Source organism: Bacillus sp. FJAT-45350 (assembly GCF_002335805.1).
Taxonomy (GTDB): Bacteria; Bacillota; Bacilli; order Bacillales; family NISU01; genus FJAT-45350.
This window is the reverse complement of sequence record NZ_NISU01000001.1, coordinates 840,001-865,436: the sequence shown is the minus strand read 5'-3', so window position 1 is coordinate 865,436 and position 25,436 is coordinate 840,001. Positions and strand designations below refer to the sequence as shown.

At 35.3% G+C, this 25,436-nt stretch carries 25 protein-coding genes; 5 read left to right on the top strand and 20 right to left on the bottom strand.

Annotated features, from left to right (window positions below; all coding sequences use genetic code 11):
• Positions 1 to 122 precede the first annotated feature (122 nt).
• The 11 genes from CD003_RS04345 to CD003_RS04300 form a co-directional block, all read right to left on the bottom strand.
• Positions 123 to 1,406: a peptidase gene (locus tag CD003_RS04345; RefSeq protein WP_096199658.1), complete on the bottom strand. Its 1,284-nt coding sequence runs from the start codon at positions 1,404 to 1,406 to the stop codon at positions 123 to 125.
• A gap of 185 nt (positions 1,407 to 1,591) precedes the next feature.
• Positions 1,592 to 2,251, bottom strand: coding sequence for a 3-oxoacid CoA-transferase subunit B (locus CD003_RS04340; RefSeq protein WP_096199657.1), 660 nt, complete (start codon positions 2,249 to 2,251; stop codon positions 1,592 to 1,594).
• Positions 2,230 to 2,916, bottom strand: coding sequence for a CoA transferase subunit A (locus CD003_RS04335; protein ID WP_096202243.1), 687 nt, complete (start codon positions 2,914 to 2,916; stop codon positions 2,230 to 2,232). Before CD003_RS04335 ends, CD003_RS04340 begins: the two co-directional genes overlap by 22 nt.
• A gap of 51 nt (positions 2,917 to 2,967) precedes the next feature.
• Complete coding sequence (locus CD003_RS04330; protein WP_096199656.1) at positions 2,968 to 4,287, bottom strand: aspartate aminotransferase family protein; 1,320 nt, start codon at positions 4,285 to 4,287, stop codon at positions 2,968 to 2,970.
• 73 nt (positions 4,288 to 4,360) lie between these two features.
• Positions 4,361 to 4,558 (bottom strand): hypothetical protein, encoded by a 198-nt coding sequence (locus CD003_RS04325; RefSeq protein WP_096199655.1) that lies wholly within the window; start codon positions 4,556 to 4,558, stop codon positions 4,361 to 4,363.
• Between the two features lie 135 nt (positions 4,559 to 4,693).
• Positions 4,694 to 5,608, bottom strand: a complete 915-nt coding sequence (locus tag CD003_RS04320) for a chemotaxis protein (RefSeq protein WP_096199654.1) — start codon at positions 5,606 to 5,608, stop codon at positions 4,694 to 4,696.
• 289 nt (positions 5,609 to 5,897) lie between these two features.
• On the bottom strand, positions 5,898 to 6,647 hold the full coding sequence (locus tag CD003_RS04315) for a SurA N-terminal domain-containing protein (protein WP_096199653.1): 750 nt from the start codon (positions 6,645 to 6,647) through the stop codon (positions 5,898 to 5,900).
• Between the two features lie 293 nt (positions 6,648 to 6,940).
• Positions 6,941 to 8,602, bottom strand: coding sequence for a Na/Pi cotransporter family protein (locus tag CD003_RS04310; protein WP_096199652.1), 1,662 nt, complete (start codon positions 8,600 to 8,602; stop codon positions 6,941 to 6,943).
• Positions 8,603 to 8,925: 323 nt separating this feature from the next.
• Positions 8,926 to 9,132 carry a DUF2535 family protein gene (locus tag CD003_RS04305; protein ID WP_179295426.1) on the bottom strand — a complete coding sequence of 69 codons (207 nt, stop codon included), beginning with the start codon at positions 9,130 to 9,132 and terminating at the stop codon, positions 8,926 to 8,928.
• 192 nt (positions 9,133 to 9,324) lie between these two features.
• The gene (locus CD003_RS22815) at positions 9,325 to 9,606 is read right to left on the bottom strand and encodes a HesB-like (seleno)protein (protein ID WP_441296610.1); all 282 of its coding nucleotides are present in this window, start codon (positions 9,604 to 9,606) and stop codon (positions 9,325 to 9,327) included.
• A gap of 86 nt (positions 9,607 to 9,692) precedes the next feature.
• Positions 9,693 to 10,619: a dipeptidase gene (locus CD003_RS04300; protein WP_096199650.1), complete on the bottom strand. Its 927-nt coding sequence runs from the start codon at positions 10,617 to 10,619 to the stop codon at positions 9,693 to 9,695.
• Positions 10,620 to 10,822: 203 nt separating this feature from the next.
• Between CD003_RS04300 and CD003_RS04295 the strand changes: the two genes are divergently transcribed.
• Positions 10,823 to 11,263 carry an Hsp20/alpha crystallin family protein gene (locus CD003_RS04295; RefSeq protein WP_096199649.1) on the top strand — a complete coding sequence of 147 codons (441 nt, stop codon included), beginning with the start codon at positions 10,823 to 10,825 and terminating at the stop codon, positions 11,261 to 11,263.
• A gap of 115 nt (positions 11,264 to 11,378) precedes the next feature.
• The gene (locus tag CD003_RS04290) at positions 11,379 to 11,870 is read left to right on the top strand and encodes a YppG family protein (protein WP_096199648.1); all 492 of its coding nucleotides are present in this window, start codon (positions 11,379 to 11,381) and stop codon (positions 11,868 to 11,870) included.
• 46 nt (positions 11,871 to 11,916) lie between these two features.
• On the opposite strand, the gene CD003_RS04285 is transcribed toward CD003_RS04290, so the two are convergent.
• The 5 genes from CD003_RS04285 to CD003_RS04265 all read right to left on the bottom strand — a co-directional run bounded on the left by CD003_RS04285 (position 11,917) and on the right by CD003_RS04265 (position 19,253).
• A complete protein-coding gene (locus tag CD003_RS04285) occupies positions 11,917 to 12,129 on the bottom strand; it encodes a hypothetical protein (RefSeq protein WP_096199647.1) in 213 nt (70 codons plus the stop codon).
• A 124-nt stretch (positions 12,130 to 12,253) separates the two neighbouring features.
• Positions 12,254 to 16,093, bottom strand: a complete 3,840-nt coding sequence (locus CD003_RS04280; RefSeq protein WP_096199646.1) for a dynamin family protein — start codon at positions 16,091 to 16,093, stop codon at positions 12,254 to 12,256.
• An 84-nt stretch (positions 16,094 to 16,177) separates the two neighbouring features.
• Positions 16,178 to 17,542 (bottom strand): MATE family efflux transporter, encoded by a 1,365-nt coding sequence (locus CD003_RS04275; protein WP_096199645.1) that lies wholly within the window; start codon positions 17,540 to 17,542, stop codon positions 16,178 to 16,180.
• A gap of 398 nt (positions 17,543 to 17,940) precedes the next feature.
• Entirely contained in the window at positions 17,941 to 18,357 is a 417-nt protein-coding gene (locus tag CD003_RS04270) for an SRPBCC family protein (protein WP_096199644.1), read from the bottom strand.
• Positions 18,358 to 18,749: 392 nt separating this feature from the next.
• Positions 18,750 to 19,253 (bottom strand): hypothetical protein, encoded by a 504-nt coding sequence (locus CD003_RS04265; protein WP_096199643.1) that lies wholly within the window; start codon positions 19,251 to 19,253, stop codon positions 18,750 to 18,752.
• 217 nt (positions 19,254 to 19,470) lie between these two features.
• Between CD003_RS04265 and CD003_RS04260 the strand changes: the two genes are divergently transcribed.
• From CD003_RS04260 to CD003_RS22180, 3 genes are all read left to right on the top strand, one after another.
• Entirely contained in the window at positions 19,471 to 20,070 is a 600-nt protein-coding gene (locus CD003_RS04260; protein ID WP_179295425.1) for a histidine phosphatase family protein, read from the top strand.
• 116 nt (positions 20,071 to 20,186) lie between these two features.
• A complete protein-coding gene (locus tag CD003_RS04255) occupies positions 20,187 to 20,486 on the top strand; it encodes a hypothetical protein (RefSeq protein WP_096199642.1) in 300 nt (99 codons plus the stop codon).
• A 33-nt stretch (positions 20,487 to 20,519) separates the two neighbouring features.
• Positions 20,520 to 20,645: a hypothetical protein gene (locus CD003_RS22180; RefSeq protein ID WP_257008167.1), complete on the top strand. Its 126-nt coding sequence runs from the start codon at positions 20,520 to 20,522 to the stop codon at positions 20,643 to 20,645.
• A gap of 179 nt (positions 20,646 to 20,824) precedes the next feature.
• Here the strand turns inward: CD003_RS22180 and CD003_RS04250 are convergent, their stop codons facing one another.
• From CD003_RS04250 to CD003_RS04235, 4 genes are all read right to left on the bottom strand, one after another.
• A complete protein-coding gene (locus CD003_RS04250) occupies positions 20,825 to 22,000 on the bottom strand; it encodes an MFS transporter (RefSeq protein WP_257008166.1) in 1,176 nt (391 codons plus the stop codon).
• 279 nt (positions 22,001 to 22,279) lie between these two features.
• Positions 22,280 to 23,497, bottom strand: a complete 1,218-nt coding sequence (locus CD003_RS04245; RefSeq protein ID WP_096199641.1) for an EAL domain-containing protein — start codon at positions 23,495 to 23,497, stop codon at positions 22,280 to 22,282.
• Between the two features lie 114 nt (positions 23,498 to 23,611).
• Complete coding sequence (locus tag CD003_RS04240; RefSeq protein ID WP_096199640.1) at positions 23,612 to 24,391, bottom strand: TIGR03943 family putative permease subunit; 780 nt, start codon at positions 24,389 to 24,391, stop codon at positions 23,612 to 23,614.
• Positions 24,388 to 25,404, bottom strand: a complete 1,017-nt coding sequence (locus CD003_RS04235; protein ID WP_096199639.1) for a permease — start codon at positions 25,402 to 25,404, stop codon at positions 24,388 to 24,390. Before CD003_RS04235 ends, CD003_RS04240 begins: the two co-directional genes overlap by 4 nt.
• Positions 25,405 to 25,436 lie beyond the last annotated feature (32 nt).

The window sequence follows — 25,436 nt, the reverse complement described above, 5'->3', positions numbered from 1 at the left end:
GGTCGCTGAAAAGTATGATTTTCACTTTTTTAGCGGACTTTCAGTAATGTGCGAAGCCGTTGCCTCTTTTTAAAAGCGCTATGAGTGATTTTCTCATAGCAAGCGCACAACGTGTGCATCCATTACCCCTCCTCATCATCATCTAGGACGCCACACCAATCAATTAACGTCAAAGCAATTACTTCAGCTACTTCAAAAATTTTATCAAGTTCAATGTATTCATTCGTATGATGCGCTACTTCAGTAACGCCTGGACCGTAAATAATCGTTGGAACCTTGCCTACCTTTTCAAGCATCCCACCATCTGTTCCCCATGGTGAGGCTTCAATAATCGCATCTTTTTTTACAACATTTTTATGTTGATTCTCTACTATTTTTACGAGCGGGTGATCCTCATCTACCATCCCAGGAACCCACCGTGCACCGAACCATTCAAGCTCAACAGGATTTTCTTTAAACCATTGGTCTTTCTTTTCTAATGATTGTAGCCATTCTGCTAACTCTTGTTTCGCATTCTCCATATCTTCATCAGGAGCAACCCCAATTCTTCCTTCTAACGTTACAAAATCTGCAACAGAAGAAGGCCACTTCCCACCTTCTATTTTGCCAATATTTATTGGAATCGGTATTGGGCAATTGTCGAATAAAGGGTCCTTTATTCGTGCGTTTCTTTTAATTTCAAGTTCCCTAACGTGTTCAATCACTGCCATGCTCTTTTCAATTGCACTTACACCTTCATACCGTGTTCCACCGTGTGCACCTTTCCCTTTAATCCCGAGCTTAAACCACATCGATCCTTGTTGACGAGGGAAGATCTTCATGTTTGTCGGTTCAGGGATTAGAGCCGCATCTGCTTTATAGCCTTTTAAAATGGCAGCTAACGTCCCAGAACCACCACTTTCCTCTTCGATCACACTTTGAAAAATAACATCACCTTTCAAAGGAATTTTCAGTTCTTTTAATGCGGAGATAGCTACTAATAGTGAAACATTACCACCTTTCATATCAGTAGCCCCACGCCCGTATAGCTTTCCATCTTTAATCGTTCCACTAAAGGGGTTATCGTCCCATTGACTTACATCTCCCTCGGGTACGACATCAATATGGCCATTTAATATGATTGAGCGACCTTCGTCTTTCCCTTGTAGAATTGCGACAACATTAGGGCTTCCATGAAATTGTTTACGTGGAGAATAAAAATAATTATGTGCTTTTAGCTCCTCCCAATTTGGGTCCCAAATATCAATGACTAAACCTAATTCATTAAGTTTTTCAACGACAATTTGTTGTGCCTGCCACTCATTCCCTTGCGTACTATCTACTTGAACTAATTGCTGTAGTAACTTAGTTCCTTGATCTCGATTCTTCATTATCCAATTATGAATTTGGTTTTGGTAATTGTTCATTCCAATCGCCTCTCCCTCATTCGATAAGAAAACCGACACCGTCGGTCATTCTTAGAAGCAATGTCCGGAGCCGCTACTGTAATATGAGTTTAATAACAAGTGGTTTTCTTGTTGTTTTAACGTGTAGTGCGCGGAGCTATTGCCTTCATCGAGTAATCTTTCATCCACTTTCAATTTATTAATTCTTATTGAATCGTCCTCACTTCGTCTGCTAAATGAAGTGGGGCATTTGTTAACTTAATCACTTCTTCAACTGTATACGGCGCCATCACTTCACATAATCGAAGACCTTTTTCTGTCACTTTAAATACACCCATGTCTGTGATAATGAGATCGACACATTTCTTTGCAGTTAATGGGAATGTACAAGCTTCAACAATTTTAGAGTTTCCGTCTCGATTTAAGTGGTTCATTAGAACAACAACTTTTTTTGATTTGGAGGCAAGCTCCATCGCTCCACCCATACCAGGTACTCGTTTATTTGGTACAATCCAATTCGCCAAATCACCACTTACACTAACTTCTAACCCTCCTAAAATTGTCATATCTAAATAACCGCGGCGAATCATCCCAAAGGCAATCCCACTATCAAAATAGGAAGCTCCCTTTACTAGACTGATTGGATAACCTCCAGCATTACAAAGATTAGGGTCTTCCTCCCCTTTGTTCGGTCTTACACTCGTACCTAATATCCCGTTTTCAGCATGGAAAAAGATATTCTTTTTACCAACGCATTCAGCGACTAATGTAGGAATGCCTATTCCTAGATTGACAACCATTCCATCTTCAAGCTCCTCTGCCGCTCGTTTCGCTATTCGCTCTCTCACATTTTCTCCCATACCCATTTCCAGTTCACCCCTTTAGAGATGACGATCATATCTACGAAAATACCTGGCGTTACAATTTCCTCTGGATTTAATTCCCCTAACTCTACAAACTCATCTACTTCAGCAATTGTAATATCACCAGCCATAGCAACTATTGGATTTGTATTTCGAGCACTTTTATCGTAAACAAGATTTCCAAATGGATCTGCTTTTTTTGCATATACAATCGAGACATTCGCAGTTAACGCAGGTTCAACAAAGTATGTTTTACCGTTCAGCTCAATTTTCTCTTTATCCTTTTCAACGATTGTTCCTTCTCCAATATCAACAAACACGCCACCAAGGCCAATTCCTCCCGCACGAATTCTTTCGACTAATGTACCTTGAGGAGAAAATTCTACTTCAAGCTCTCCGGCATTCATTAACTTTCCTGCAATAGGATTAGATCCAATATGGGATGTAATAAGCTTTTTCCCTCTTTTCTCCACAATAACTGGCCCTATCCCAATATCAGGAAACCCAGCATCATTACCAATTAACGTTAAATTAGAAATATTTCGTTCTAGAATTCCCTTTATTAAAGTAGGTGGATTCCCTATACCACCAAATCCACCGTACATCAACGAACATCCATCATAAATAGCATCTAAAGCTTTATCAATAGAGACAAGTTTGGATATCATTCCCTCATCCCCTTTTTTAAAAGTTTTCATTATATAGAAATATGTTAACCTCTAACTAGTAATCTCTCCTTCTAGCTTCAAACATGCATTTGTAAAACGATTGACCAGTTCATCAATTTCTTCTAATGTAATCGTAAGTGGAGGAGCAATAATGATTGCATGACCATTAAGACCAAGTTTACCAGCACTTGCTGGATAAACGAGTAAACCTTCTACCATTGTTTTTTCTATCATTTTTTTAGTAAAGGACGGATCATGCTTCTCAGTTTCAAACTCAATACCTAGTAAAAGTCCTTTTCCACGAGTATCACATATAAATGAAAAACGCTTTTCTACCTCTTTTAACTTTCCTAGCAAATAGTTACCTTTACCTAAAACTCCTTGAACGATTTGATGCTTTTGTAGATAGTCAATTACAGCTAAAGCTGTCGCACAGGATTGTGGATTTGCGCTAAATGTATGTCCACTCATAATAAGACCTGATCCTTGTTTGATTGGTTCTATAAGAGCGTCACTGACAATCGTCGCTGCAATCGGTGTATACCCTCCACTGAGCCCTTTACCGACGACTAGCATATCTGGTGATACATCCCAATGTTCAATTCCAAACATTTGACCAGTTCGACCAAATCCTGTCATTACCTCATCAGCAATAAATAAGATGCTATAGCGATCACAGATCTCTTTAATTTTTTCATAATAGCCTTCAGGTGGTACGATAGCAGCTCCTGCAGCACCTATAATAGGCTCGGCAATAAAAGCAGCGACCGTATTTGGTCCATGTTCTAAAATAGCTGTTTCTAATTGATTCGCACAAAATAATTGGCAGTCTGGAAATGTTTTATCGTATGAACAACGATAACAATAAGGTGGGGATAAAATCGGAAGTGGGTCAAGTAATGGGTTGAAGCGTTCTCTTCGTGCTAGATGTCCTGAAATAGATAATGCCCCAAGTGTAATACCATGATAACTCATCCATCGAGATAACACTTTGTATTTCTGAGGTTTGCCTTTTTCTTGCCAATATTGAACTGCAATTTTTATCGCGGTTTCAGTAGCTTCAGAACCACTATTGACAAAAAAAGACCAATTCAATTGATTACTAGGTGTTAGTTCACTTATCTTTTTTGCTAATTCCTCTGCTGGCTCACTCGTAAACTGAGAACGATATACAAAGGAAATCTTTTTTGCCTGTTCGTGCATGACATCTCTAATCTCTGTTACATTGTGACCAATATTTGCAGTTACAGCACCTGACGAACCGTCCAAATATTCTTTTCCTTCTTTATCATATAGGAAAACACCATTGCCATAATCAATGACAGGGTAATCCTCATTGAGAAAAGGCTTAATTAGATGATCTCGTTTCATCTCGTTTCCTCCTCAAAGGAAATGTTCATAAATTACAAAAGGGCTTCTGAGCCCCTTTTGTAATTCTCTTATATTATTTATATGCCTTCCCTTTTGTCAGTATACATGGGACACCATAACCGACAGCACCGGGTTTACTCATTTTTTCAATGTAAGCAATTCCTCTACTGCACTGTGTTGAACACTTACTACAAGTGTCAGACGTTACATGTTTCATATTAAAACGGTTTCTGTTTTCTACGATAGGTGCACGAACTACTTTTTTTGCCATAACAATCTCCTCCAATGCCTAGTGATACTGAAGTCTATGCATTGAGATATATTGTGGTACATTGTACATTTATTGTAGTTCGTCTATTCTAAAAAAAAGAAGCATACCATCGCAATGGTACCCTTCTTTACTGTCTTATAGAGCTAAATCATCTATTACTTGGACAAGTTGTACAATTTCTGGCTTACTTATTTGTGCACTAGCTCCAACTCGCTCACCTTTATGGTATAAATCATCAGTAATTAATGAAGAGAAAATGACAACTGGAATATTTGTTAATTTCGGGTGGTCTTTAATTTTTCTAGTTAAATGATGTCCATCCATCTTTGGCATTTCTAAGTCTGTAATAATTAAATTTACTTCTTTTGTTGCTTCTTTGCTACTATCATTGCCGATAGTATCTAAATAATCCCATGCTTCTTTTCCATTCTCAAAGAAACGCACATTATCAAAACCTGCTTCAGTAAGTGTGTCATTTAACAGTTTTCTTAAAATAGCAGAATCCTCAGCCGCAATAATATTCTTTGTCGAACGTTCGCGTGGTCCTAATACTTTAAGACTCTCAACATTCACTCCAGACTCAGGACTAATATCAACAACAATTTTTTCGAAGTCTAATAATAGAGACATTTCGTCTTCCATTTTAACAATACCGATCGTTTGAGCTTGCTCACCAGAAGATAATTCACTAGGCTTTTCAATTTGTTCCCATGAAATGCGGTGAATTCTCGAAACACTATGAACATGGAAAGCAACTTTTATTTTATTTAACTCCGAAATAATAAATTTATCTTGACCTTGAATTTCTGATGGAGGAAAGTTTAACACTTTCGCTAAATCAACGACTGGAATAACTTCCTGTCTTAAGCGGATTACACCTTCTACATGAGGATGTCCATTTGGAGTTTCCGTTATTGGCAATGGATTTATAATCTCCCTCACCTTTAATACATTAATACCAAACGTGCCACTCCCTACTTTAAACATGACTATTTCTAATTCATTTGTTCCACTCTCTAGTAGAATTTTTGACTTATCATCTTCGTACATCGTTGCTCCCCCATTCATCAAGTAACTAATAGTGTAACTACCTTTCAAATTACTAATCCTAATTACATTTCTATTTATATGTAAATTAAATGCAATCTGTATAGATACTACTTGTTACCTATTAGTTTAATGATTTAGTCCACTACCTACAACTAAAATCTTCTTTATGATACTTTTTATTTCATCCTTTATCCATTATATTACTTATATAACCATTTAAAGTATAAAATTATCACTTTATACCTAAAAAAAGAGGTAGGCTATATCTTTAGCACTACCTCATGTTAGCTTAAATTAAAATTTCGATATCACTTTCAGCTTTAATTTCTTCAAGAAGCTGTGAGATTTCTTGGTTTGCTCTTTCGTTAATTAACGAATCTTCTATTTGTGCACGTAATTCATCAAATTCTGGAACTTCTTCTTCACCTTCGTACATTTCTTTCATCGCATTATAATTTTCTTCAATTTCTTCTTCTGTTACAGTAATTTCGCTCGAGATTGTAGCAAAGTATTTATCAACCTTTACTTGTGCTGCTAATTGCTCACGGAATTCTGCTAATGTTAATTGGTCTTGCTCAAGTGCCATTTCTAACTCTTCTTTCGTCCCAATTTGAGCTTGTGCCATAATTTGCTCTAGCTCAGCATCTACTTCGGACTCTTCTGCTTCAAAGCCTTTATCATTAACCATTTGTAGTAATACTGTTTGTGTAATTAGGTTATCTACTACTTGTTGTTGAATCATCCCTAGCATTTCAGCACCGTCTTCAGCTTCTTCAAAATCATACCCTTGCATCTGATACTGCATTTTTGTCGCTTCTAGTTGCTGTTCGAAATTAGTTTTCATAATCTCTTCACCATTTACAGTCGCAATAACCTCAGGTAATGCGTCTGTATTTGCTTCTCCACTAACCTCTACAACTTCCTCAGTTTCAAGCTCTGTTCCTTCAGTAGCCTCAGAACCTTGCTCATCCCCACCACATGCTGCTAGGCCTACTACTAAAGCAGAAGCTGTTATTGTCATTATTACTTTTTTAAACAAAAGAAAAACCCCTTTCAAATATGCTAGGGTCTATACTAACATAGATTAGAGGTTCGATCATGCTCCATAGGCAATTCCGCTTCGTTTTAGAGCCAATTCTATAAAATCATCGTAAATTAATTCTTTTACTGAATGTTGTCACACCAGTCTTGAACGGACAAACTTCTCTGGCTATAACTAGAAAATCAAAAAAAATGTAAAAATCTCAAATTCTTATTTTTTTGTGCATCTGTAAGAAGGGTCTGTGCGGACCAAGTCAAACGACATATGACTCTTACCGCCTGAACCTCTCATTAATATGAATCAGTTTGCTTAGCTTTTTCTTGATTAGTCTCGTCTTGTATAATTGTTTCTACATCTGACTCTGCCTTTTCATCATATGGTTGTAAGTGAAAGATTGCTCGCCACAAATGATAAGCTAAACGGTCAATCCAATGTAATGTATGAACTTTTTGTATCGCTGTATCAACATCGACTTGATTCTTTGCCGGCTTTTTCAATAATCTCTTACGGTCTTTCTTTCTAGCTTCAGCTATTGATGCTGAGTTTTCTTCCACAATTTGCACAAGCTCTTCAATATCTATGTCCTTCAGCTTCATCGTTACATCTGCTAAAACCACTTTCATTCTCGAACTAATTCCCGTTAAATTCTCGTCCGTCTCTAATGAAACAAGGAAATCCGTTTCTTTTGTTGCCTTAATTAGTCTATCTAGGTGATCGATAGCATGGATTGCCGCAACGTGGTTTTTATAATCCTGTCTTGATGTGCTAGATGCAAAATCAGTAGTGATTGTACTTAGGAATTGTCTAGTTTCTACTAAAGCCGCTTCAGCAGAATCTAATTTCTTTTGAACTGTAGCTGTCATCTTTTTTTCTTTTAGTAAATCTATCATCGCTGACACAACAACATTCGTTACCTTTTTCAATGTTCGACGAGATGCTTCAATAGCGACTGGTGTAACAGTAGCAACACTCGGGTCCAAATGCTTAGTTAATGAATCTCCTTTATCTGGTATTATCTTCATGACCATTTTTGAGAATAAGCCAATAAAAGGGACAATCAATAAAATACCGATCACATTGAAGACAGTATGGAAAATCGCTAAAGACACAGATAAATCCGTAATACTCATCCAATCACTGATACGGAACACTAACATCACGAGTAACGGTAGTGCAATAAATGCTACTAAACCAGTAAGCAAATTAAATAATATATGAGCTACTGCTGTTCGCTTAGCAGGTACTGAGCTTCCTATAGAAGCAATCGCCGCTTTTACTGTTGTCCCGACATTTTGTCCAATTACTAGAACTGCCGCTTGGTCAAATGTAATTGCTCCTGTATAAAGAGCTGTTAATGTCGTAACAACTGCTGCACTAGAAGATTGCATTACGACGGTCATAGCAATCCCAATAAAAATTAATATGATTTTATTTAAAAACGAATCTCCTGAAATCGCCGCGAGATTGAACATATCACCAACATCAGCCATCCCCTGTTGCAATACATCAATCCCTAAAAATAGTAAACCGAAACCGGCAAGTGCCATTCCATGTGGAGCAAATTTCCCCTTTGAAAATAACTTTAAAAATACACCTATCCCGATAAGTGGAAGAGCAATGACACCCATATTAACCTTAAAGCCTATCATCGAAACAATCCAACCTGTACTTGTACTCCCTAGATTTGCTCCTAAAATGACCCCAATAGATTGAGTGAATGTGAGCAACCCTGCACTAACAAACCCAATCGTCATAAAGGTAGTTGCACTCGATGATTGAATTAATGCAGTTATCGAAGCTCCAGAAAAAATTGCCGAGAACGTTCCACCAGTAAATTTACTCAATAATCTTTTTAACGCATCACCTGCGAGAGCCTTCAATCCATCGGTCATTAATGTCATTCCTAACAAAAATAAACCAATTCCCCCAATTACTACAGAAAACGTCCCCACTTGTACACCACCTGGTTATTTTTGGAATTATAAGTTATGAGTTATGAATTTAAATTGGAAACTGCGAATTGCGAATTGCAAATTTAAATGATTAATAGAAACATTGTTTTGCAATATGCTTTTTGTTTTGTTTTTCAACTCGTAACTCATAACTCGTAATTCATCATTCAATTAAGCTCTTTGCTTTTCAACTCGTAACTCATAACTCATAACTCATAACTCATCATTCATTACTACTTTTCAGTATAATTAAAAACAGCAGCATCTTCTACCTATTTTTGAAGATACTGCCGAACTAGGATATTGTCTTTATTTATCATTGGTTACTTTTTAATAGTGTTCCATCTAGTAATTGCTTCTTGATATGAATAAGTATCTTTGGGGGTTATTGACTGTTCGATTTCATCAATTAGCTTCTCAATGTTCCAAGTAAGCTTAAAGTGTTCATCTTCATCAGATACAATAGGAATGTCATGAATAATGATTTTCCTTCCACTTACTTGATAAAATTCAATTTGTTTGGTATTCATATTACGGATAACCTCACTATCAACACAGTCTAGCTTCTTACTTGCTAGCATTTCATAATTATGATGATAGTATTGAAAATATCCCTCAAAGGTAAATAATTCTAAGAAATTACCTTCAGCTTATGCTTTCTGATAGACAAATAGTGCCAGTAGTTATAGGTAATATAACTACTGGCACTTGAACAATTTATATTAACAACAATCGTTCGTACCAAGAATCGCTAAGCCTCCACCATTTGGACCCTCTTGATAATCAAGTGTAATGTCCGCAACATGAGAGACAATTGATTCCTCAATTGCGACCTTAATTCCGTTAATTGTTTCGATTTTATCAGTATCTGCTGCCTCATCCAGAGCCAGTCCAAGTTTTGGGCCTCCTCAGCCCATACCTGCTAAAACAACACGGATCGTATCTGTATCATGTTCTTTCATTACTGTTTCAATAAATGTTTTTGCTTCGTTTGTAATTTGCATCCTTTTCTCACCTCCGTATCTCCGCAATTATACCTAAAAAAGTGCCCAAAAGAAAATAGTTTAGCCTCACATTTTCTTACTATAATTTACTTAGGAACAAATTGTAAAAAGTTCTGATAAGCAAATCCTTTTATATCATCCTCTTTAAAATGCTTTAATAGTTCATTAATAAGATTTTGGTATTTGCCAGCATGCTCAAGCTCAGGGACATACACTGATATTCCATCGAAATCAGAGCCAAAACAAATATGCTCTTTAGCTCCTAATCCACAAAGATAATCAATATGCTTGATAATATCAGTCATCGTACCTTGTCCATTATCATTTAGAAAAACAGGATGAAAGACAATTCCAATTAACCCCTTTTTCGCAACGAGTGCTTTCACTTGTACATCATTTAAATTTCTTTGATGCGAACATAGACTTTTTGCGTTTGAATGAGTCGCAATCGGATAATCAGCAAGCTCCATAACATCCCAAAAACCTGGTTCATTAAGATGACTTACATCCGTTAACACTTTATATTCGTTATTTAACTTCACCAATTGTTTTCCTAAATTCGTAAGACCTGCACCTCTAGTCTCACCTACACCATCTGCACAAAGGTTTGCGAAATTCCATGTTAACCCAACAGACATAACACCCAACTCAAATAATATTCGAAGCTTAACAAGGTCATCCCCAATCGCGTCTACACCTTCTAAGGTTAATATCGCGCCGATTTCCCCTTCTTTTAACGAAAAAATTTCTTTCCACTTTTTAATATGCTTCATTTCTGGGTGTTTTGCTAAAACCGAACGGTGAAAATAATCGATTTGCTCTAATACTACTTGAAACTTTTGTTCGAATTTGATGGCAGGGTCGACAAAGATAGCAAAACATTGTACTGTCACTTTCCCTTTATTTAAACGCTCATAATTTGTATCGATTTCATTAGAGTTTGTAAAGTTTAAGCCTCCATTACTTTCCCATAACTTTAATAACGCATCACAATGAGTATCTATAATTTTCAAATAAACCCCTCCTAGCCAGATAGTATTCATTATACTATTTTTTCAGTTTAGATATGAACAATCCAATCCTTGATGTACTGTGAGTGCCCTTTTTATACACATATCAAAAATTTTTTAGTTAAATATGATAAAACACCTAACGAAAAAGTGTGGTCTTTCATATATTGATTACATAGAAAAAATTAATTGAGGAGGAATGGCATATGAAAGAGAAAAACAATAATCAATTACCTAACAAACTAACAAATTCATACAGTGAATTACTACGTTCTATTGATGATTTCTTTAGTCAAACATTTAAGAACTTCCATAATAACGGATTATTTACGCCAAGTTTTCCTGTAAGAGCCTATGAAGCAAATCATGAATATATTATTGAGGCTGAGTTACCTGGAGTAAATAAGGAGCAAATTAAACTAGATATTTATCAAAATCATGTCCGTATTGCTGTGCTAAATAATGAGATCATTGAAGAACACAACGAAAAAGAAAATTACAGAAGCTACCAACAAACATCACACTCAAGAGAACAAATCGTACCTGTGCCGTTTCCAGTAACAGAAAAAGACGTAAAAGCCTCATATCACAATGGGCTATTACAAGTTCGCTTCCCAAACAAACGTAAAACAATCGAAATTGAGTAATTTTTATAGTAGGTTGTGGAATTCAAGGGTAGCTTAATTTGCACAACCTACTGACTAGTACTAGACGCACAATCTTGAAAAAATACTTGAACATGTTTTGATTGGAGGAGAAAATATGAATATTCATCCACGATACTATCAGCCACCTCACTATGCCAATAACCCATATGATTACCCGATGATGAACCATCAACCGTACCCTTTCCAGGCTGGACCAATGCATCACAGTAATCCTTATTACACACACATGCCACCTACACCACCACCGCCTCAGCCACCCTCACAGCCTCAAGCAAATCAGGGGCAGAATAATCAGGCTCAGGGACAAAACCCAAATCCAAGGCCAAGACCAGTACAGTCACAGCAACCACAGGGTCAGACTCAACAATCTGCTCAACCACCGCAGCCACCTAATAGTCCACCGATGCAGCCAATGTCACCAATGCCATATCCACCAAACCCGTTCATGGCTGCCTTTATGTCCCAAGATGGAAAGTTTGATTTTGACAAAACGTTTAAAACTGTCGACCAAATGGTAAAGACAGTCAATCAAGTATCACCACTTGTCAAGCAGGTGAGCTCCTTTTTCACAACACCAAGATCTTAAAAACTTTCGCTATTATAACTATAAGGAATAGGTGCCAAACAAAAGACTACTCTTTTGTATTGGCACCTTTCACTCTTACTCCATATGCTAATGTTTGATTGCTATTGATAAGTACGAGACCAGTCACGTTTTTACTGATTTTAATATAGTCTCCAACCTCTGATATTGTCTTTTCATTGGCTAAAAACATGATTTCTCTTTCATAAATAATTGTATCTTCTTTAGCTGGCTCATCCAGAGCCAAAAGGTATTCTACCATCGTACTTCATTCATACGTATCTCTAGCGATGATTCGAATTCCTTGTCCTTCTGTAGTCTTAGTTACCAAAGTTTCGTATGCTTCGTCAGTTACTACTACGTTCACTTAACTCACCCTTTTTTCATTAATTATTTGCAAGAAGTTTCATGACTTTATTGATACGTTGGAGTGAGGAATTCCATTTATCAACGTCTACTTCCTTCGTTAAAATACTTGTTTCACCTTCAATGAATTCTTTCACCCTATCCAATATAATTTCTTCAATGTGAGAGTTTTCTTCAATTAATAGCTGAAGATAAAACTGTTGGATCCTATCCCTATTTTCAGTTACATATTGTGAAACTAACGGTCGAAAATACTCTTCTAATTCATCTCGTAATTGTAGGTTTTGCTTTTCTGTAAAAAATAAAATCTTATCATTATACTTATCAAGAAGTTTCTTTTTCACTTCCCCTATAACTGATAAATTTACTTCTGGTATGTTGTAAGTTTCAAGAGATACATCATGTATCTGGTTCAATAATAAAGATTGCTCTGCTTTCATTATCTCTTTGCTAATTCTACTATATTTGACTTTAATTAATTTAGTAATAAATAATTCGACTCTAAAAACTGTCGCTCTAAATTCTTGTATCATATCATAAGAGAGAAATTGGCTTGTTTCTTTCATACAAAGAGTTAATGCTTGAGAAAATTCTCTTTCTTGAAATCTTGTTGGCTGAAAAATGGTTTTAAACTCATCGAAATATCGATAAAAAATGCGTTGTTTAACGTAATACAATAGCTCATCAATCTCTTGTACTAACAATTTTTCTTCAATCTTTAAACCAAATTCAGTTACTATATCATTCGCCTTATCTTTTAGTAATGATACTTGTTTCAATCTTACTTCCTTTTCTAATTGGTCTTTCTTTGATGACTGAATCCAATCAAGAATAGTTGACTTTATTGAATGAAGCTCTTGAGTCGCTCCTACACTCGAAAGTTTGGAGAAGTTCTCTAATGACATCTTATATAGATGCTCTTGAAACGCATGAAGCCCTGTATACTTTAAACCTGTATCAACATATTCGATAGGTACGAAGCGTTCAAGTAATTCTCGTTCTTCTTTTGTATCCATCCCTTTTTGAACTAATTTAGCAGTTAGAGAAAGCATACTTGAAACTGGATAAATTTGAGGCTGTCGAATGTTACAACGGAGTAACTCAGACTCTAAATGGTCGATAACTCGTTGTAGTTCCTCCTTGTCCTTCGCCAAATCAGCAGCATTTAGTAAAAAGAACATTTTATCCTTTTCAAAGAAATCCTTTACTCGACCTAGTTGAATTAAGAATTCTTTATCAGCCCTTGAAAAAGAATGATTATAATAGCTAACAAAAAGAATCGCATCTGCTTTTTTTACAAAGTCAAACGCTAATTCAGTATGTCTACGGTGAATCGAATCTGCACCTGGGGTATCAACTAAAATAATGCCATTTCTCGTTAACTCACAGGAATAATAGATTTCTACTGATTCAATAAATGAAGCAAGCTTCTCATCGTCAGTAATTTGATAAAATTCCTCTAGACTACTTCTACGTCTTTTGCCCACATTCTCTTCAACACCGTGATAACCATCTCGAACCGCATAAAGATAGGCTAATTCATTTTCATTAAAAAGGTAAAAGTATTCAAGTAGCTCATTAGCCTCATCTTTTTCTTTCTTTTTATTTTTATCGTCCTCTTGTTCATTTTCCTTGTTGTTTTTTACTTCCTCCCATTTTTTCATGAGAACAAATAATTCATCTAATGAAGTAATCTTAAAATCAGTAGTGTAGAGTACGTTGTTAACATCACTAACTAGCTGCTCTTTCGTTTTATAAGTTAAGTATACAGTCCCATGTGGATATTCTTCAGTCGGTGGTATGAGATAATTAATTGTTGCTGTTGTTGGATTTGGTGATACAGGCAACAATTTCTCTCCTGCTAATGCATTCGCAAATGAAGATTTCCCCGCACTAAAAGCTCCGAATAAAGCTAACGTGAATTGGTTTTTCTCCAGTCTTTCTCCTCTGTCATTCAATTCTTTACTTGCGATTTTCAAACCAGGATAGGCTTTTAAGTCCTCAGAAAGCCTCTTTAGATGATCAGCTAATTGTTGATTCGCTCGCTGAATTCCTCTAACATCAACTTCTGACACCTCTTCGTCCTTAGAAAACTCATCTAGATTAACAGCAAACCGCTTTTTTTTCTCAGTAGGCTTAGTTCCTTGATTAAAGATATTTTGCTGTTCGCTTTCCTTTTTACCTTCTTTAGAAAACCCCCAGTTCGATAACAAAACAGTTTCAAATTCTTCAAGAAGTTTGATTGATTCATCTTCTATCTTTAGTAGTTCCGTTAACGCGTGCTTCTTCCTTTCTAAATCGTCGCGTTGGCGGATAAGGCTTTTCTTATGCGTACCCGCTTGTTTACTCATTAGGTCAATAGCTTCATCAAATAATTGAAATGTCTTTTGGCGATAATGAGCCCTCGTAGCCTCCATCACTCTTTGACAATAGTTTAAAACATAGTCATGTGTAAACAGAGCTCCTTTATTTAAAGAACCGGTAATGACGCTCTCACTAACATCTCCTTCAAATAGCTGGATTGAACAAAGTAAGCTTTCATCATGAAGCTCATATTTAGTACAATGCTTTAAAAGAAGATCTTTAATATGGATATCAAAATAAGTAATTGCATTATCTCTTAGCTCCATATAAAACTTATTAAAGCGCTTATTTTGTTCTGCTTTCGTTTTCTTCCTAGAAAAAAAGGTACCAATTTTATAACCAATTTGGTTTGCCTCTAAATAGTCTCTTGCCGCATTTCGCGTATGATAAGGCATGATATTTCCTTGCTCAAGTATTCTTTCAAGTGAATGACTAAATTCCTCTTCAAACGCTTCAACAATATCGTCTGCATGCGTTAATTTCTCTTTAACAACCTTCAGTAAGTTTTCGATATCATCTTTGTCCTTTAGTGTATTCGGAGCTAAAATACTTGAAAACTCTGCTATTTCTTTGTCTTTTTGTTTTTTTACCCAGTCTAGATGGTCTAGAGCTAGCATATAGGCTTCTTTTAAAACGGAACTAATTAAATAATTATCGGTATGGTGAATTAGCTCACTAAGTTTCTCCTGCAGTTTCGATAATTGATTATATTTATACGTTTCATCTATTGCAGACGTAAAATAAACCACATCATAAACTAGCTTTTGCTCATATAAAGCTGAACGAATTTTCTTTACATAGGTTTCAAAGCTCAGTTCAGCATCTATATGCTTATCTATCTGATTAACGATTAATAAACATTGCTTCATTTGTTTATTTAATTGCTTAATAAAATGAATATTCACCTCTGATTCGACATGGTGGTAATCCATCATATAAACTACATAATCCGCCATTAATAAGCTAGATTCAGTAGCTAGTTGATGAGCGTCATCTGTGGAATCAATTCCAGGTGTATCAATGAACGTTATCCCTCTTGGCAGGATAGAAGAATTGTGACTGATTTCAATAGTATCAACCTGTTCTCCGTCCTTACAATATTCTTGTAGTTGGCTAATGTCTAACGGAAAATCTAAACGAATTGATTGTTCGTCCTTAAGCTTAATGACAACTTCTGGAGTACCATGCTTCATTTTTACTACATTGGCACTTGTAGGTATCGGATGAGAAGGTAATATTTCCTCCCCTAACAATTGATTAATTAACGTCGATTTCCCCGCAGAAAAATGGCCACAAAATGCTATTATAAACTCGTTATTTTTCAGCTTTTCTAGTAAAACATGAAATTTTTCAATTCTTTCTATATCTCCAGTAACATCAATTTGTTTTTTTATCGTCAGTAACCTTTGTTCTAAGTCTGAAAGTGTTAGCGATTGATTATTCAACAACTCAAGTATATGGTCCTTAACATGCTTTTTCTTCTGTTCAAGTAACATACTAATCCACCCGCTTTTTCATAAGCTTTTGCTCCCACATAGAGTTTACTGAATAATTGGCAAAAATGTCTAATCATAAGGTAGCTATTGTGCTTTTGCTATATCTACTGCCACCCTTTTCTGAATCATAAACATTCTCCATAATAGTACGCCAGCACATGTTGCTAAGGCTGTAATTAAACCAATCCAGTAGCCGAATGGACCTATCGCTGTATAATTCGCTAATATAAATCCAGTTGGTAACCCTATAATCCAAAATGAAACAAAGGCTATTACAAACGGGATATTTACATCCTTATAACCTCTAAGTACACCTTGTATTGGAGTAGCTAGGGCATCCGAAAGCTGAAAAAAGACTGAATATATAAGGAAATGCTGAATTAATAAAGCAACCATTGTATCATTCGTATATAGATATGAAACCGGTGCTCTCAATACATATATGATGATTCCAGCAAATACTCCCATAGCTAAGGCAATCCATATTCCTAAATAGCTATACTGCTTAGCATCCTGTAGACGTTTAGCTCCTACTTCATAACCAACCGCAATCGTTAACGTGAAAGCAATGCTCATAGGAATCATATATAAAAATGACGCAAAATTTATCGCTGCTTGATGAGCTGCAATTGTTTCTGTATCAAACTGACTAATTAATAATGTCACAGCAGCGAAAATACTTGTTTCAAAGAAAATCGTAAACCCGATTGGCAAGCCTAATACTAATATCTCCTTCCACATCGACAACGAAACGCGATAAAATTTATGAAAAACTCTGTATGATGCAAATCGATTAATTTTCACTAAGATAAAGACCGTTACAAAAAAGATAAACCAATATGTAATCGCAGAAGCATAACCAGCTCCAACCCCTCCTAAACGAGGAAACCCGAAAGCGCCAAAGATAAGGACATAATTAAAAAAGATATTGACTGGTAAAGCCAATAACGTAATAAACATTGTTACTCGAGTTTCACCTAATGAATCGATGAAACAACGAAGAGCTGTGTACATAAATAGCGGTAGTAAACCAATCCCAAGTCCAATTAAATATTCTCTAGCAATTCGACTTACTTCAGGCTCTAACGTCATTAGACTCAACACTGGATCAAGTAAAAAACCGCCTATCACCATAACGACAACAGAAATCGCAACTGATAAATACACGCCTTGTATAACTGCAAAAGGTGCCTGTTCTATTTGATTCGCTCCAATACGATGAGAGATAATCGGAGTAAGAGCTAGCAAAACTCCTGTTAAACCTGTAAAAATAGGGACCCATAAGCTCGAGCCAATCGCTACTCCTGCTAGGTCTTCTGCTCCAGCTTGACCAGACATGACCGTATCAAAAAAATTCATAGCATATAACCCTAGCTGTGTAATTAAAATTGGCATCATAATTGTTAGAAATAGTCTTATTTTTTCATGCCAACCTTTAGTCGGATTCACTCAATTCCCTCCTCATAGCTCTAATTAAACTAGATGATTATACCATAAGAAAGTTATCACAGTATTCTTTTTAGCCTCATGTTCATTATGAACAATCTTTATAAAACGCGTTAACTTATTACTTAAAAATAGGAAAGTTTCATATAGTTTTCTCAAAAATACATTAAACTACTTATAAGTAAATGAAGAAAATCAATTTCATACAAAAGAGACTGGGACAAAAGGTCCGTTTTTGACCTTTTGTCCCAGTCTTGATGCAATGTGCGAAATCGCTACATCTTTTAAGAGGCTTGATAGGAGTGCATTTCTCCTTTCAAGGCGCGTAGCGAACGGAGCCATTGCATTCTCTTGCATTCTCTATTGAAGACTTGTGTCCCAACCTCTTTTTTGTCTACTTATTATCCTTCAACAACTTTATGTAATGCCTTCAAAATCTCCGTCCATCCATGATTCATTCGTTCACGAATAACAGAATTTTGTTCATTTGCTTTTTGTGAAACCGAGTCAGCGGATTTCCAACCACTATGAATCAGGGTAAACTCTGTTTTATCATCTAACTCGTTCATTCTAAATGAAACTACCCAACCATCTGTATCCCACGTAAAGGAGAGTCTCTGTGGTTCATCAACTTCAATTACCTTGCAAGGAGATGGTCCAAAGGGTGATTGTAAATGAAACTCGTGACCTTCTTTCGCCTCGATGTCATTCTCCATGAACCAAGAAGCAATTCCATCCGATGTTGATACTTTCTTCCATACTTTATGTATTGGTGCTTCCAATACAATCGTGTGCTTAATATCCTGTAGTGCTTCCATATTTATCTCTCCTAGTAATTTCGAATTCTTCTTTACAATAATATACCAATCGATTCAATTCAATGTTAATTTACTTATTCTTAAATATTCTTATACAAAAATATTTTATTGGTCAAATGAAGCATTTCAGTTTACAACCCTCTTCATCACATATATAATACTTAATGTAAAATAATAATAATTATAAATAAGAGGTACTTTTATGACAATTCATAATTTGGAGATACTATTAAGTGGAACTTCACTAAATTTTTGATTAGCGAAGATGGACAAGTTTTAAGAAGATATGAACCATCAGTAGACTCATTAGAAATTAAAAATGATATTTCAAAGCTAATTAGAAATTAAAAAGATTAAGAGAGCATTTCACACTCTGCTCTCTTAATCTTTTTTCATTTAGCAAGCTCCACTAGAGGACTAATACCAAATAGGTTATCAATTTTTATAACCGTAACATCTGATACTTCTTCTGCATCTACTGCTATTACCTTAGTTCTCGGCGTTGCATCATCCGTACACGGTTTATCTTCTGATTCTACTTTAAGGTGAATAATCATTTCAGTCTTATCTGAATTTATTCCAATGGCATCTAGTTCTAATGGACACGTACCAGACTCAATCATTCCTACAAAGAAGACAACTTGATTGTTCCAATTGATTTCAGAAGGGACCACTGTTACTCCAAACATATCGCTCTGCTTAATAAATTCCTTTTGATTAGTAACTTTTGTAACAAAAACACCTTGATCAGCTATTTCATAAAAGTTACTTGGTAATGTTTTTTCAGTTGTTAGAACCTCGCTATTTAGAATGATTGCCCTATCTTCATTCGAACTATAACATCCAGTTATTAGACCAACGACCAGTATTATGACAAGAAGTATTAGTAATCTCAAATTCATCACCTCACGTGTTATATTGTTACCTTCAATTGCGATGAAACTTCAAACTTATCAACCAGGAAACAAACACTCCATCCTTATATCTTTCTAAATAATTATAACAAAATAACTCCCACCAATTCCTAAATCTAGTAAGAAACATTTTAAATCTGCTTACATACGTTATCAATATGTAGATGCCTAGAATTTACAATTGAAAGGAGAGTTTATTTTGTCTTATTATCATTATGATGTTTCCAACAATTATAGACAAACACCACAGCCACTTAATGATTCATTACTTAGCTCACTTCAAGAAGGTGGATTTATTTTATATGCTAGACATGCTGAAGCTACAATTGGAGCGGACCAACCGAATCTTAACTATCAAGATTGTTACACACAGAGAAATCTTTCTAATAATGGAAGAATGCAAGCTGTAACCTATGGAAATGCAATACGAAGCTTAAACATTCCTATTATGCCCCCCGTAATTACAAGTCCTTTTTGTAGAAATATAGAAACTGCCTATTTGGCTTTTGGTGAAGCGAATACCTTGATTGATCCTTTATGGGTCGATACTTATAATCTAAGCGGCGCCCTTAGCCAATCTGAATTTAATAGAATCTTAAACAATCTTACCACTATATTTGAAACACAACCTGCGCCAGGAAGTAACAATATAATTATTGCTCATAGTTTCCCAGAAGGAGTTGGACTAGGTCCCCTTCCAAACATGGGCACTGTAGTTATAAGACCTTTCGGGCAAGGGAATGGCTTTGAAATAGTTGACCAATTAACATTAAGTGAGTTATTGAATTTACATCGATAGTTGATTTTAGCGGGAAGTAAGCCATTCCCGCTGATTTTCTTTTTTTAGAATATATTGTATTCGTTGATAAATCAGCTATAATAAATTAAATCATTCTTTCTAAGGACGAAACCTCGATGAAAAATATTTTATTACTTTTTTGTTTATTACTACTTACAGCTTACCCAAGTGCGTCTTATGACTCTTACAGTGATGATACTTCTTATTTCAACATAAATGGTATTAGCTTTGATTCAATCGTTCTTTCTTTTGCAAATTCAGATAAAGTTGTAAAAAATTCATTCGTACAAATGACTACTATTGCTCCAGTGGTAGCTTTACAGGACGAATTTTTTGACTCTTTTATTTCAACATTAAAAATCAATAGCTTTCTTATGACAATTAAATTTGGTAGTACATTAATCCAAGCTCCTTAATTTAAAGAAATCCAAATGAAGGAGGAGCATAGGATGAAAAAGCAAGAAACTGACCATACAGTTAAAGAAGCTCTAAATGGTTTTATCGTCGGATTAATGATGATGATTGTTGTTTTTCTATTCGTTCATTATATATTAGGTATACAAGCATTTTCGTAATATAACGTTATAAAAAAGCACAAGCCAACGAAAATCTCATCGGTTTGTGCTTTATTTTTTTCTTCAGCATAAGGTTTACTGAGGTGATGTTCATGTTAAAATTTATCCTACTTATTTACGTTCTTAAAAAAGCAAGAATTGTAAAACAGAAAGTTGTATTTTTCATTAATATTTAAGCTTTATTTTGAATAACGCATTTCTGGCTTTAGTTTTACTTCAATTACATATTTATAAATTATCAATCCTATACTTCCTGCTAACGCAAAGTATCCTAAAGAATGATAAAGTGCAGCAGTACTAACCGTTTCAATCATATATCCCCCGAACAATGAGCCAATGATTCCTGAAATCCCGAAGAAAGTTGTAATAAAAAGAACATGCCCTGTCGCTTGTAATTCTTCTGGAACTAGCTTTGTGACTACTTGGAACGCACCTACATAAAACACACCAAACGTAACACCATGTAGGAGCTGAAAGAATATTATTGATGCTGGGCCTACTGCCATACCCATCAAAAACCAACGAAGACTATAAAGCAGCCCTGCGATAATAATAAACGTTAATGGATGAAATCTACGGAACCAAAGAGCTGTTGTAGCAAAAATAAGTGCCTCCGACGTAACTCCTATAAACCATGCCCAGCCAATTAATGACTCCTTCCCACCTAATTCAGTTACATAAATTCCTAAGTAACTATCATTTGCTCGGTGAGTAATTGAAACGAGGATAATAATACCCAAGAAAATAAACAAACGTGGATTTAATCCGATCTTCACCGCATTTAACAACGTTACAGGTTTATTCGTTTTATTGACATCATGTAATTGTAGGGCAATTACTAATGAAATTATCGCCATAAATAAAAAAGGAAACACTAAATTTCCAATTCCAATAACCGCCAAAACATAACCAGTCAGAAGTGAAGTAATAGCAAACCCTAGAGAACCCCACATTCTAATACGACCAAAGTTTACTTTGTGCTCAATAGCTGTCTTTTGTGAAAGACTATCTCCTAAAGCTGTTACTGGTGCCATAAATAGAAATAATACAAACATCATAACCATTAATCCAATGAAATTTGACATTTGAAAGAAAATAAATGAACTAATGATAACTCCAATTAACGTTATCACTAGCACTCGTTTAATTGACTTCCACTTATCACTCATAAATCCCCAAAACGGTTGCGAAAATATGGAAGCAAAGGGACCGATGGCAAGTAACATTCCTACCTCTGTACCCGTTAAACCTTGATACTGAAAATACACCGGCATATAGCTAATAATAATCGTCATCGTTGAATACGCAAAAAATAAATATGCCATTAAACGAAAAACTGATTTGTTTTGAATCATACATATCCTCATTTCTATAGAAAAACCTTGTGGATGAACAAAACCACTACACCTCATATTTAATTTACTAAAACATCTAGATAATAAACCCATTGTTCTAAAATAAAAAACACCTACTCAGCATATAGCTTTGCCTACTATTTTTCTACATATTTACTTAAATAAAACTTTTCTGAAAACATAAGGGGTTTATGAATTAGAACTTATACGAAACTAAAAAAGCATAAAGGCTACGAGTAATCGTATGCACTTTACGCTTTTCCTCATTCCATATAAAGTTTATAATAAGCCATCTTTATCAAATAAATAATCATATGGTATATCAATAAATAGATACAACTGCTCATCAATTGGATATGAATAGGTTCGAATCACTTCGTCTTTTTCAATATCTGTATATAGGTCAGATAAAATTCCTTTTCGTTCATAACTCATTCGTACAATTGTTTCAAGGAAATATGGCCGCCAACTCCAGTTCTTATGTCGATCCTCAGGATGGAGCTCCCAATCACCATTTTCATTTTTTATTGCATTTGAGGATTGCTGGAATCCTTCTTCATCGCAAATATAAACACGGAACACCATGTCATTTAAATGCTCTGCTACTTGCATAATCACTTCATCATACATATTTGTTGACTTCACTTTTCTTAGTGTATCCCGCAAGCTACGATCAAGATTATCTGCAAGTGATAGCTGAGCTTCTATTTTTTTTCGTTCAAAATTAATAAAGTGCTGAAACTGCTTCTTAATTGTTACTTTACAAAAGTCAGGCTCAACAAATGTTAACTTTGGTTGCCCTAGATAAAAGCCTTGATAATATCTACCACCATTTCTCCAAGCATAGTTTAATTGGTTAAACTGAGCAATTCCTTCAAAAAGAAGCGTTGCACCAATCTTTCGTGATAAAAGGGATAAGGAACTAAGTACATCACGATACAATTCAGGTAGAGCGTCTTTTTCAAGGAAGTCTAGATCAACCTTAATAATGTTAGGCTTCAATGTAGCGATTGTATCTAGATTACTTACATTGTTGCCCACATCATCCATTGCAATTTGTATACCTAAGCTTTGTAAATAGACGAGCAAATGCTTTAATAGTGAAAAATTCCCAGTGAAATCTTGCTCCCGTAATTCAATTACAATTCGCTTTAGAGAAACCCCTAACTCTCTAAATTCCTCAATCCTTGAAAGAAGTGTTTCTCCGTTATCTTTTACTAACAAATTTATATCATAATTTAAAAATAAATATAAACTAGTATTATAGTCTACATATTTCTTTAAGGCCTCTGATTGTAAATAATCATCAATCTCTATCCGGTATTCGTCAGGAATTGATTGGTCTCTAAAAAACCATCCTAGACTTTCATATCCTTTATCCGTCTCTATTCTTCCTAATACTTCATATCCAACAACCGTTTGCTTCTCAGCACTTATAATTGGTTGGAAGAATGGCACTATTTTATCTTTATTTATTAATACATCTAATGCATCCACAATCCCACCTCCTAAACTAAAAGGGTGTAATCAAATTGTAAAACACCCTCTAAAAGAGGAACACATATGCACTATTATAGCATATTGGTGGCTTGTAATAGTCATTTCTTGCACTTATATACAAACATAGGGGTTATCTGGCATCTCAATCTTTTCCCATTGAAGAACTTGAATTATCGGTATAACCTTTTCTTCAGTTTTTATTACACGAATCTCTCCAATAATCCTTACCCATGAATCATGTTCATGAAAATGAGGGTGTTCATCAAACTCTACAATTAAATTTATGACTGTTGCATCTGCTACACAATGGGTTACTTGAAAACGCGAGAGAATATATTGAGTGTCTGTTAAGCCTTGTGCTTTATGTAACATTCCACTTAACTGTACAGTGTAGCCATTATAGCTTTCAGGGTCTTGCAAAATATTTCCAGTTATTTCAGCAAACGTATCATCTGTAATTGTAATTTGCTCTTCCCTATCAAGAGTAGCCGATACATTCTCAATCTCCTCCATCTTGGGAATAATCGTACGTTTTTCAGCAATTGAGCTATCAAGTACAGTAGGTACAAAAAATAAGCCAATTATGACTGGCAGAGCAAGGGTACCATACATGATGATATTGTTTATAAATGAACTTATTCCTTTACTAGTTTCATGACTGCAACCGAAGAGCTGACATGCCCAATCATGCTCCGCTCCTTCTTTTGTCCATATCGTACTCACTTGAATAAAAAATAAAAATAAAAACAATACAGAGGCAATTTCCGTAAATAAAAGATACTCCGGATTAAGGAAAAGTCCGATTTGATTAGTGTAATGCAAGTAAAAAATAACAAGAGATAGAAGTGCAAGTATAAGCGCACGTATGAACCGGTCTAAGTGAAATTTCATAGCGCACCTCCAACAAAGAGAAGTTCATATGCCAAAACTATACCAAAAACAACGATTGTAATTAAGAACATAAGTACAATCACAAATCGTAGCTTAAATACTGCACCAAGCATAAACGTGTTTTTTAAATCAAGCATCGGACCGTAAATTAAAAAGGCGAGCAATGAGCTTCCTGGTACAAACTGCTTAAAGGAAGCTGCAATAAAGGCATCTGCTTCTGAACAAAGAGAAAGAACATAGGCAACTACCATCATTACAACAGTCAACGCTACAAAGCTCTCCCCAAATAAAAAGAATGAAGAACTCGAAAGATATGTTTGAACACCTGCAGCAAGTAAGGCACCTATTATAAAAAATTTACTCATTTGAAAAAATTCATTAATTGAATGTTGCGTCATTGCAAATAGGCGGTTATAAAGAGAAATATTTTTACTTGGTGCTGTATCTTGCTGAACAAATGTCTCTCTACTAATTTTTAATTCATTTTTACGAAACAATCGACAAACTAATAAACTAATCATAATAGCTGCTACAAATCCTAAAAGTCCCCTCATAATCGCCATATGCCATTCCTGCCCAAAAGCCATATAAGTTGAAAATAAGACAAGTGGGTTAATTAATGGCCCTGTTAACATAAAGCCAACAGCTGCATATAATGGAACTCCCTTAAGGAGTAACCTACGAATAATAGGTACAATCCCGCACTCACATGCAGGAAAAATCGCTCCTAGTGTACAGCTTGAAACAATTGCAATAAACTTGTTTTTCGGAATAAGTCGCTGAATATGCTCAGCAGTAACAAACACTTGAATCACACCTGAAATAATTACGCCCGCTAAAATAAATGGTATTGCCTCAAGAAACAAACTCAAAAATATCGTAAAAAAACTAGCTAGTGAAGACGTCGTAATATCTATTGAAACGGCAAATGCATTCACCCAATATAGCAGCGCTAGTAACATAGCTAAAATAATAAATAATGTCAGATTATTAATCGTTTGCTCATTCCTCATATCCAAACCTCTCTCCACAAATTCATACTTAA

Coding starts and splice junctions, on each gene's coding strand:
- CD003_RS04345 (WP_096199658.1), bottom strand. CDS start 1,406: ATGAACAATTACCAAAACCAAATTCATAATTGGATAATGAAGAATCGA.
- CD003_RS04340 (WP_096199657.1), bottom strand. CDS start 2,251: ATGGGTATGGGAGAAAATGTGAGAGAGCGAATAGCGAAACGAGCGGCA.
- CD003_RS04335 (WP_096202243.1), bottom strand. CDS start 2,916: ATGATATCCAAACTTGTCTCTATTGATAAAGCTTTAGATGCTATTTAT.
- CD003_RS04330 (WP_096199656.1), bottom strand. CDS start 4,287: ATGAAACGAGATCATCTAATTAAGCCTTTTCTCAATGAGGATTACCCT.
- CD003_RS04325 (WP_096199655.1), bottom strand. CDS start 4,558: ATGGCAAAAAAAGTAGTTCGTGCACCTATCGTAGAAAACAGAAACCGT.
- CD003_RS04320 (WP_096199654.1), bottom strand. CDS start 5,608: ATGTACGAAGATGATAAGTCAAAAATTCTACTAGAGAGTGGAACAAAT.
- CD003_RS04305 (WP_179295426.1), bottom strand. CDS start 9,132: ATGAATACCAAACAAATTGAATTTTATCAAGTAAGTGGAAGGAAAATC.
- CD003_RS04295 (WP_096199649.1), top strand. CDS start 10,823: ATGAAAGAGAAAAACAATAATCAATTACCTAACAAACTAACAAATTCA.
- CD003_RS04290 (WP_096199648.1), top strand. CDS start 11,379: ATGAATATTCATCCACGATACTATCAGCCACCTCACTATGCCAATAAC.
- CD003_RS04285 (WP_096199647.1), bottom strand. CDS start 12,129: ATGGTAGAATACCTTTTGGCTCTGGATGAGCCAGCTAAAGAAGATACA.
- CD003_RS04280 (WP_096199646.1), bottom strand. CDS start 16,093: ATGTTACTTGAACAGAAGAAAAAGCATGTTAAGGACCATATACTTGAG.
- CD003_RS04270 (WP_096199644.1), bottom strand. CDS start 18,357: ATGGAAGCACTACAGGATATTAAGCACACGATTGTATTGGAAGCACCA.
- CD003_RS04255 (WP_096199642.1), top strand. CDS start 20,187: ATGAAAAATATTTTATTACTTTTTTGTTTATTACTACTTACAGCTTAC.
- CD003_RS22180 (WP_257008167.1), top strand. CDS start 20,520: ATGAAAAAGCAAGAAACTGACCATACAGTTAAAGAAGCTCTAAATGGT.
- CD003_RS04250 (WP_257008166.1), bottom strand. CDS start 22,000: ATGATTCAAAACAAATCAGTTTTTCGTTTAATGGCATATTTATTTTTT.
- CD003_RS04240 (WP_096199640.1), bottom strand. CDS start 24,391: ATGAAATTTCACTTAGACCGGTTCATACGTGCGCTTATACTTGCACTT.
- CD003_RS04235 (WP_096199639.1), bottom strand. CDS start 25,404: ATGAGGAATGAGCAAACGATTAATAATCTGACATTATTTATTATTTTA.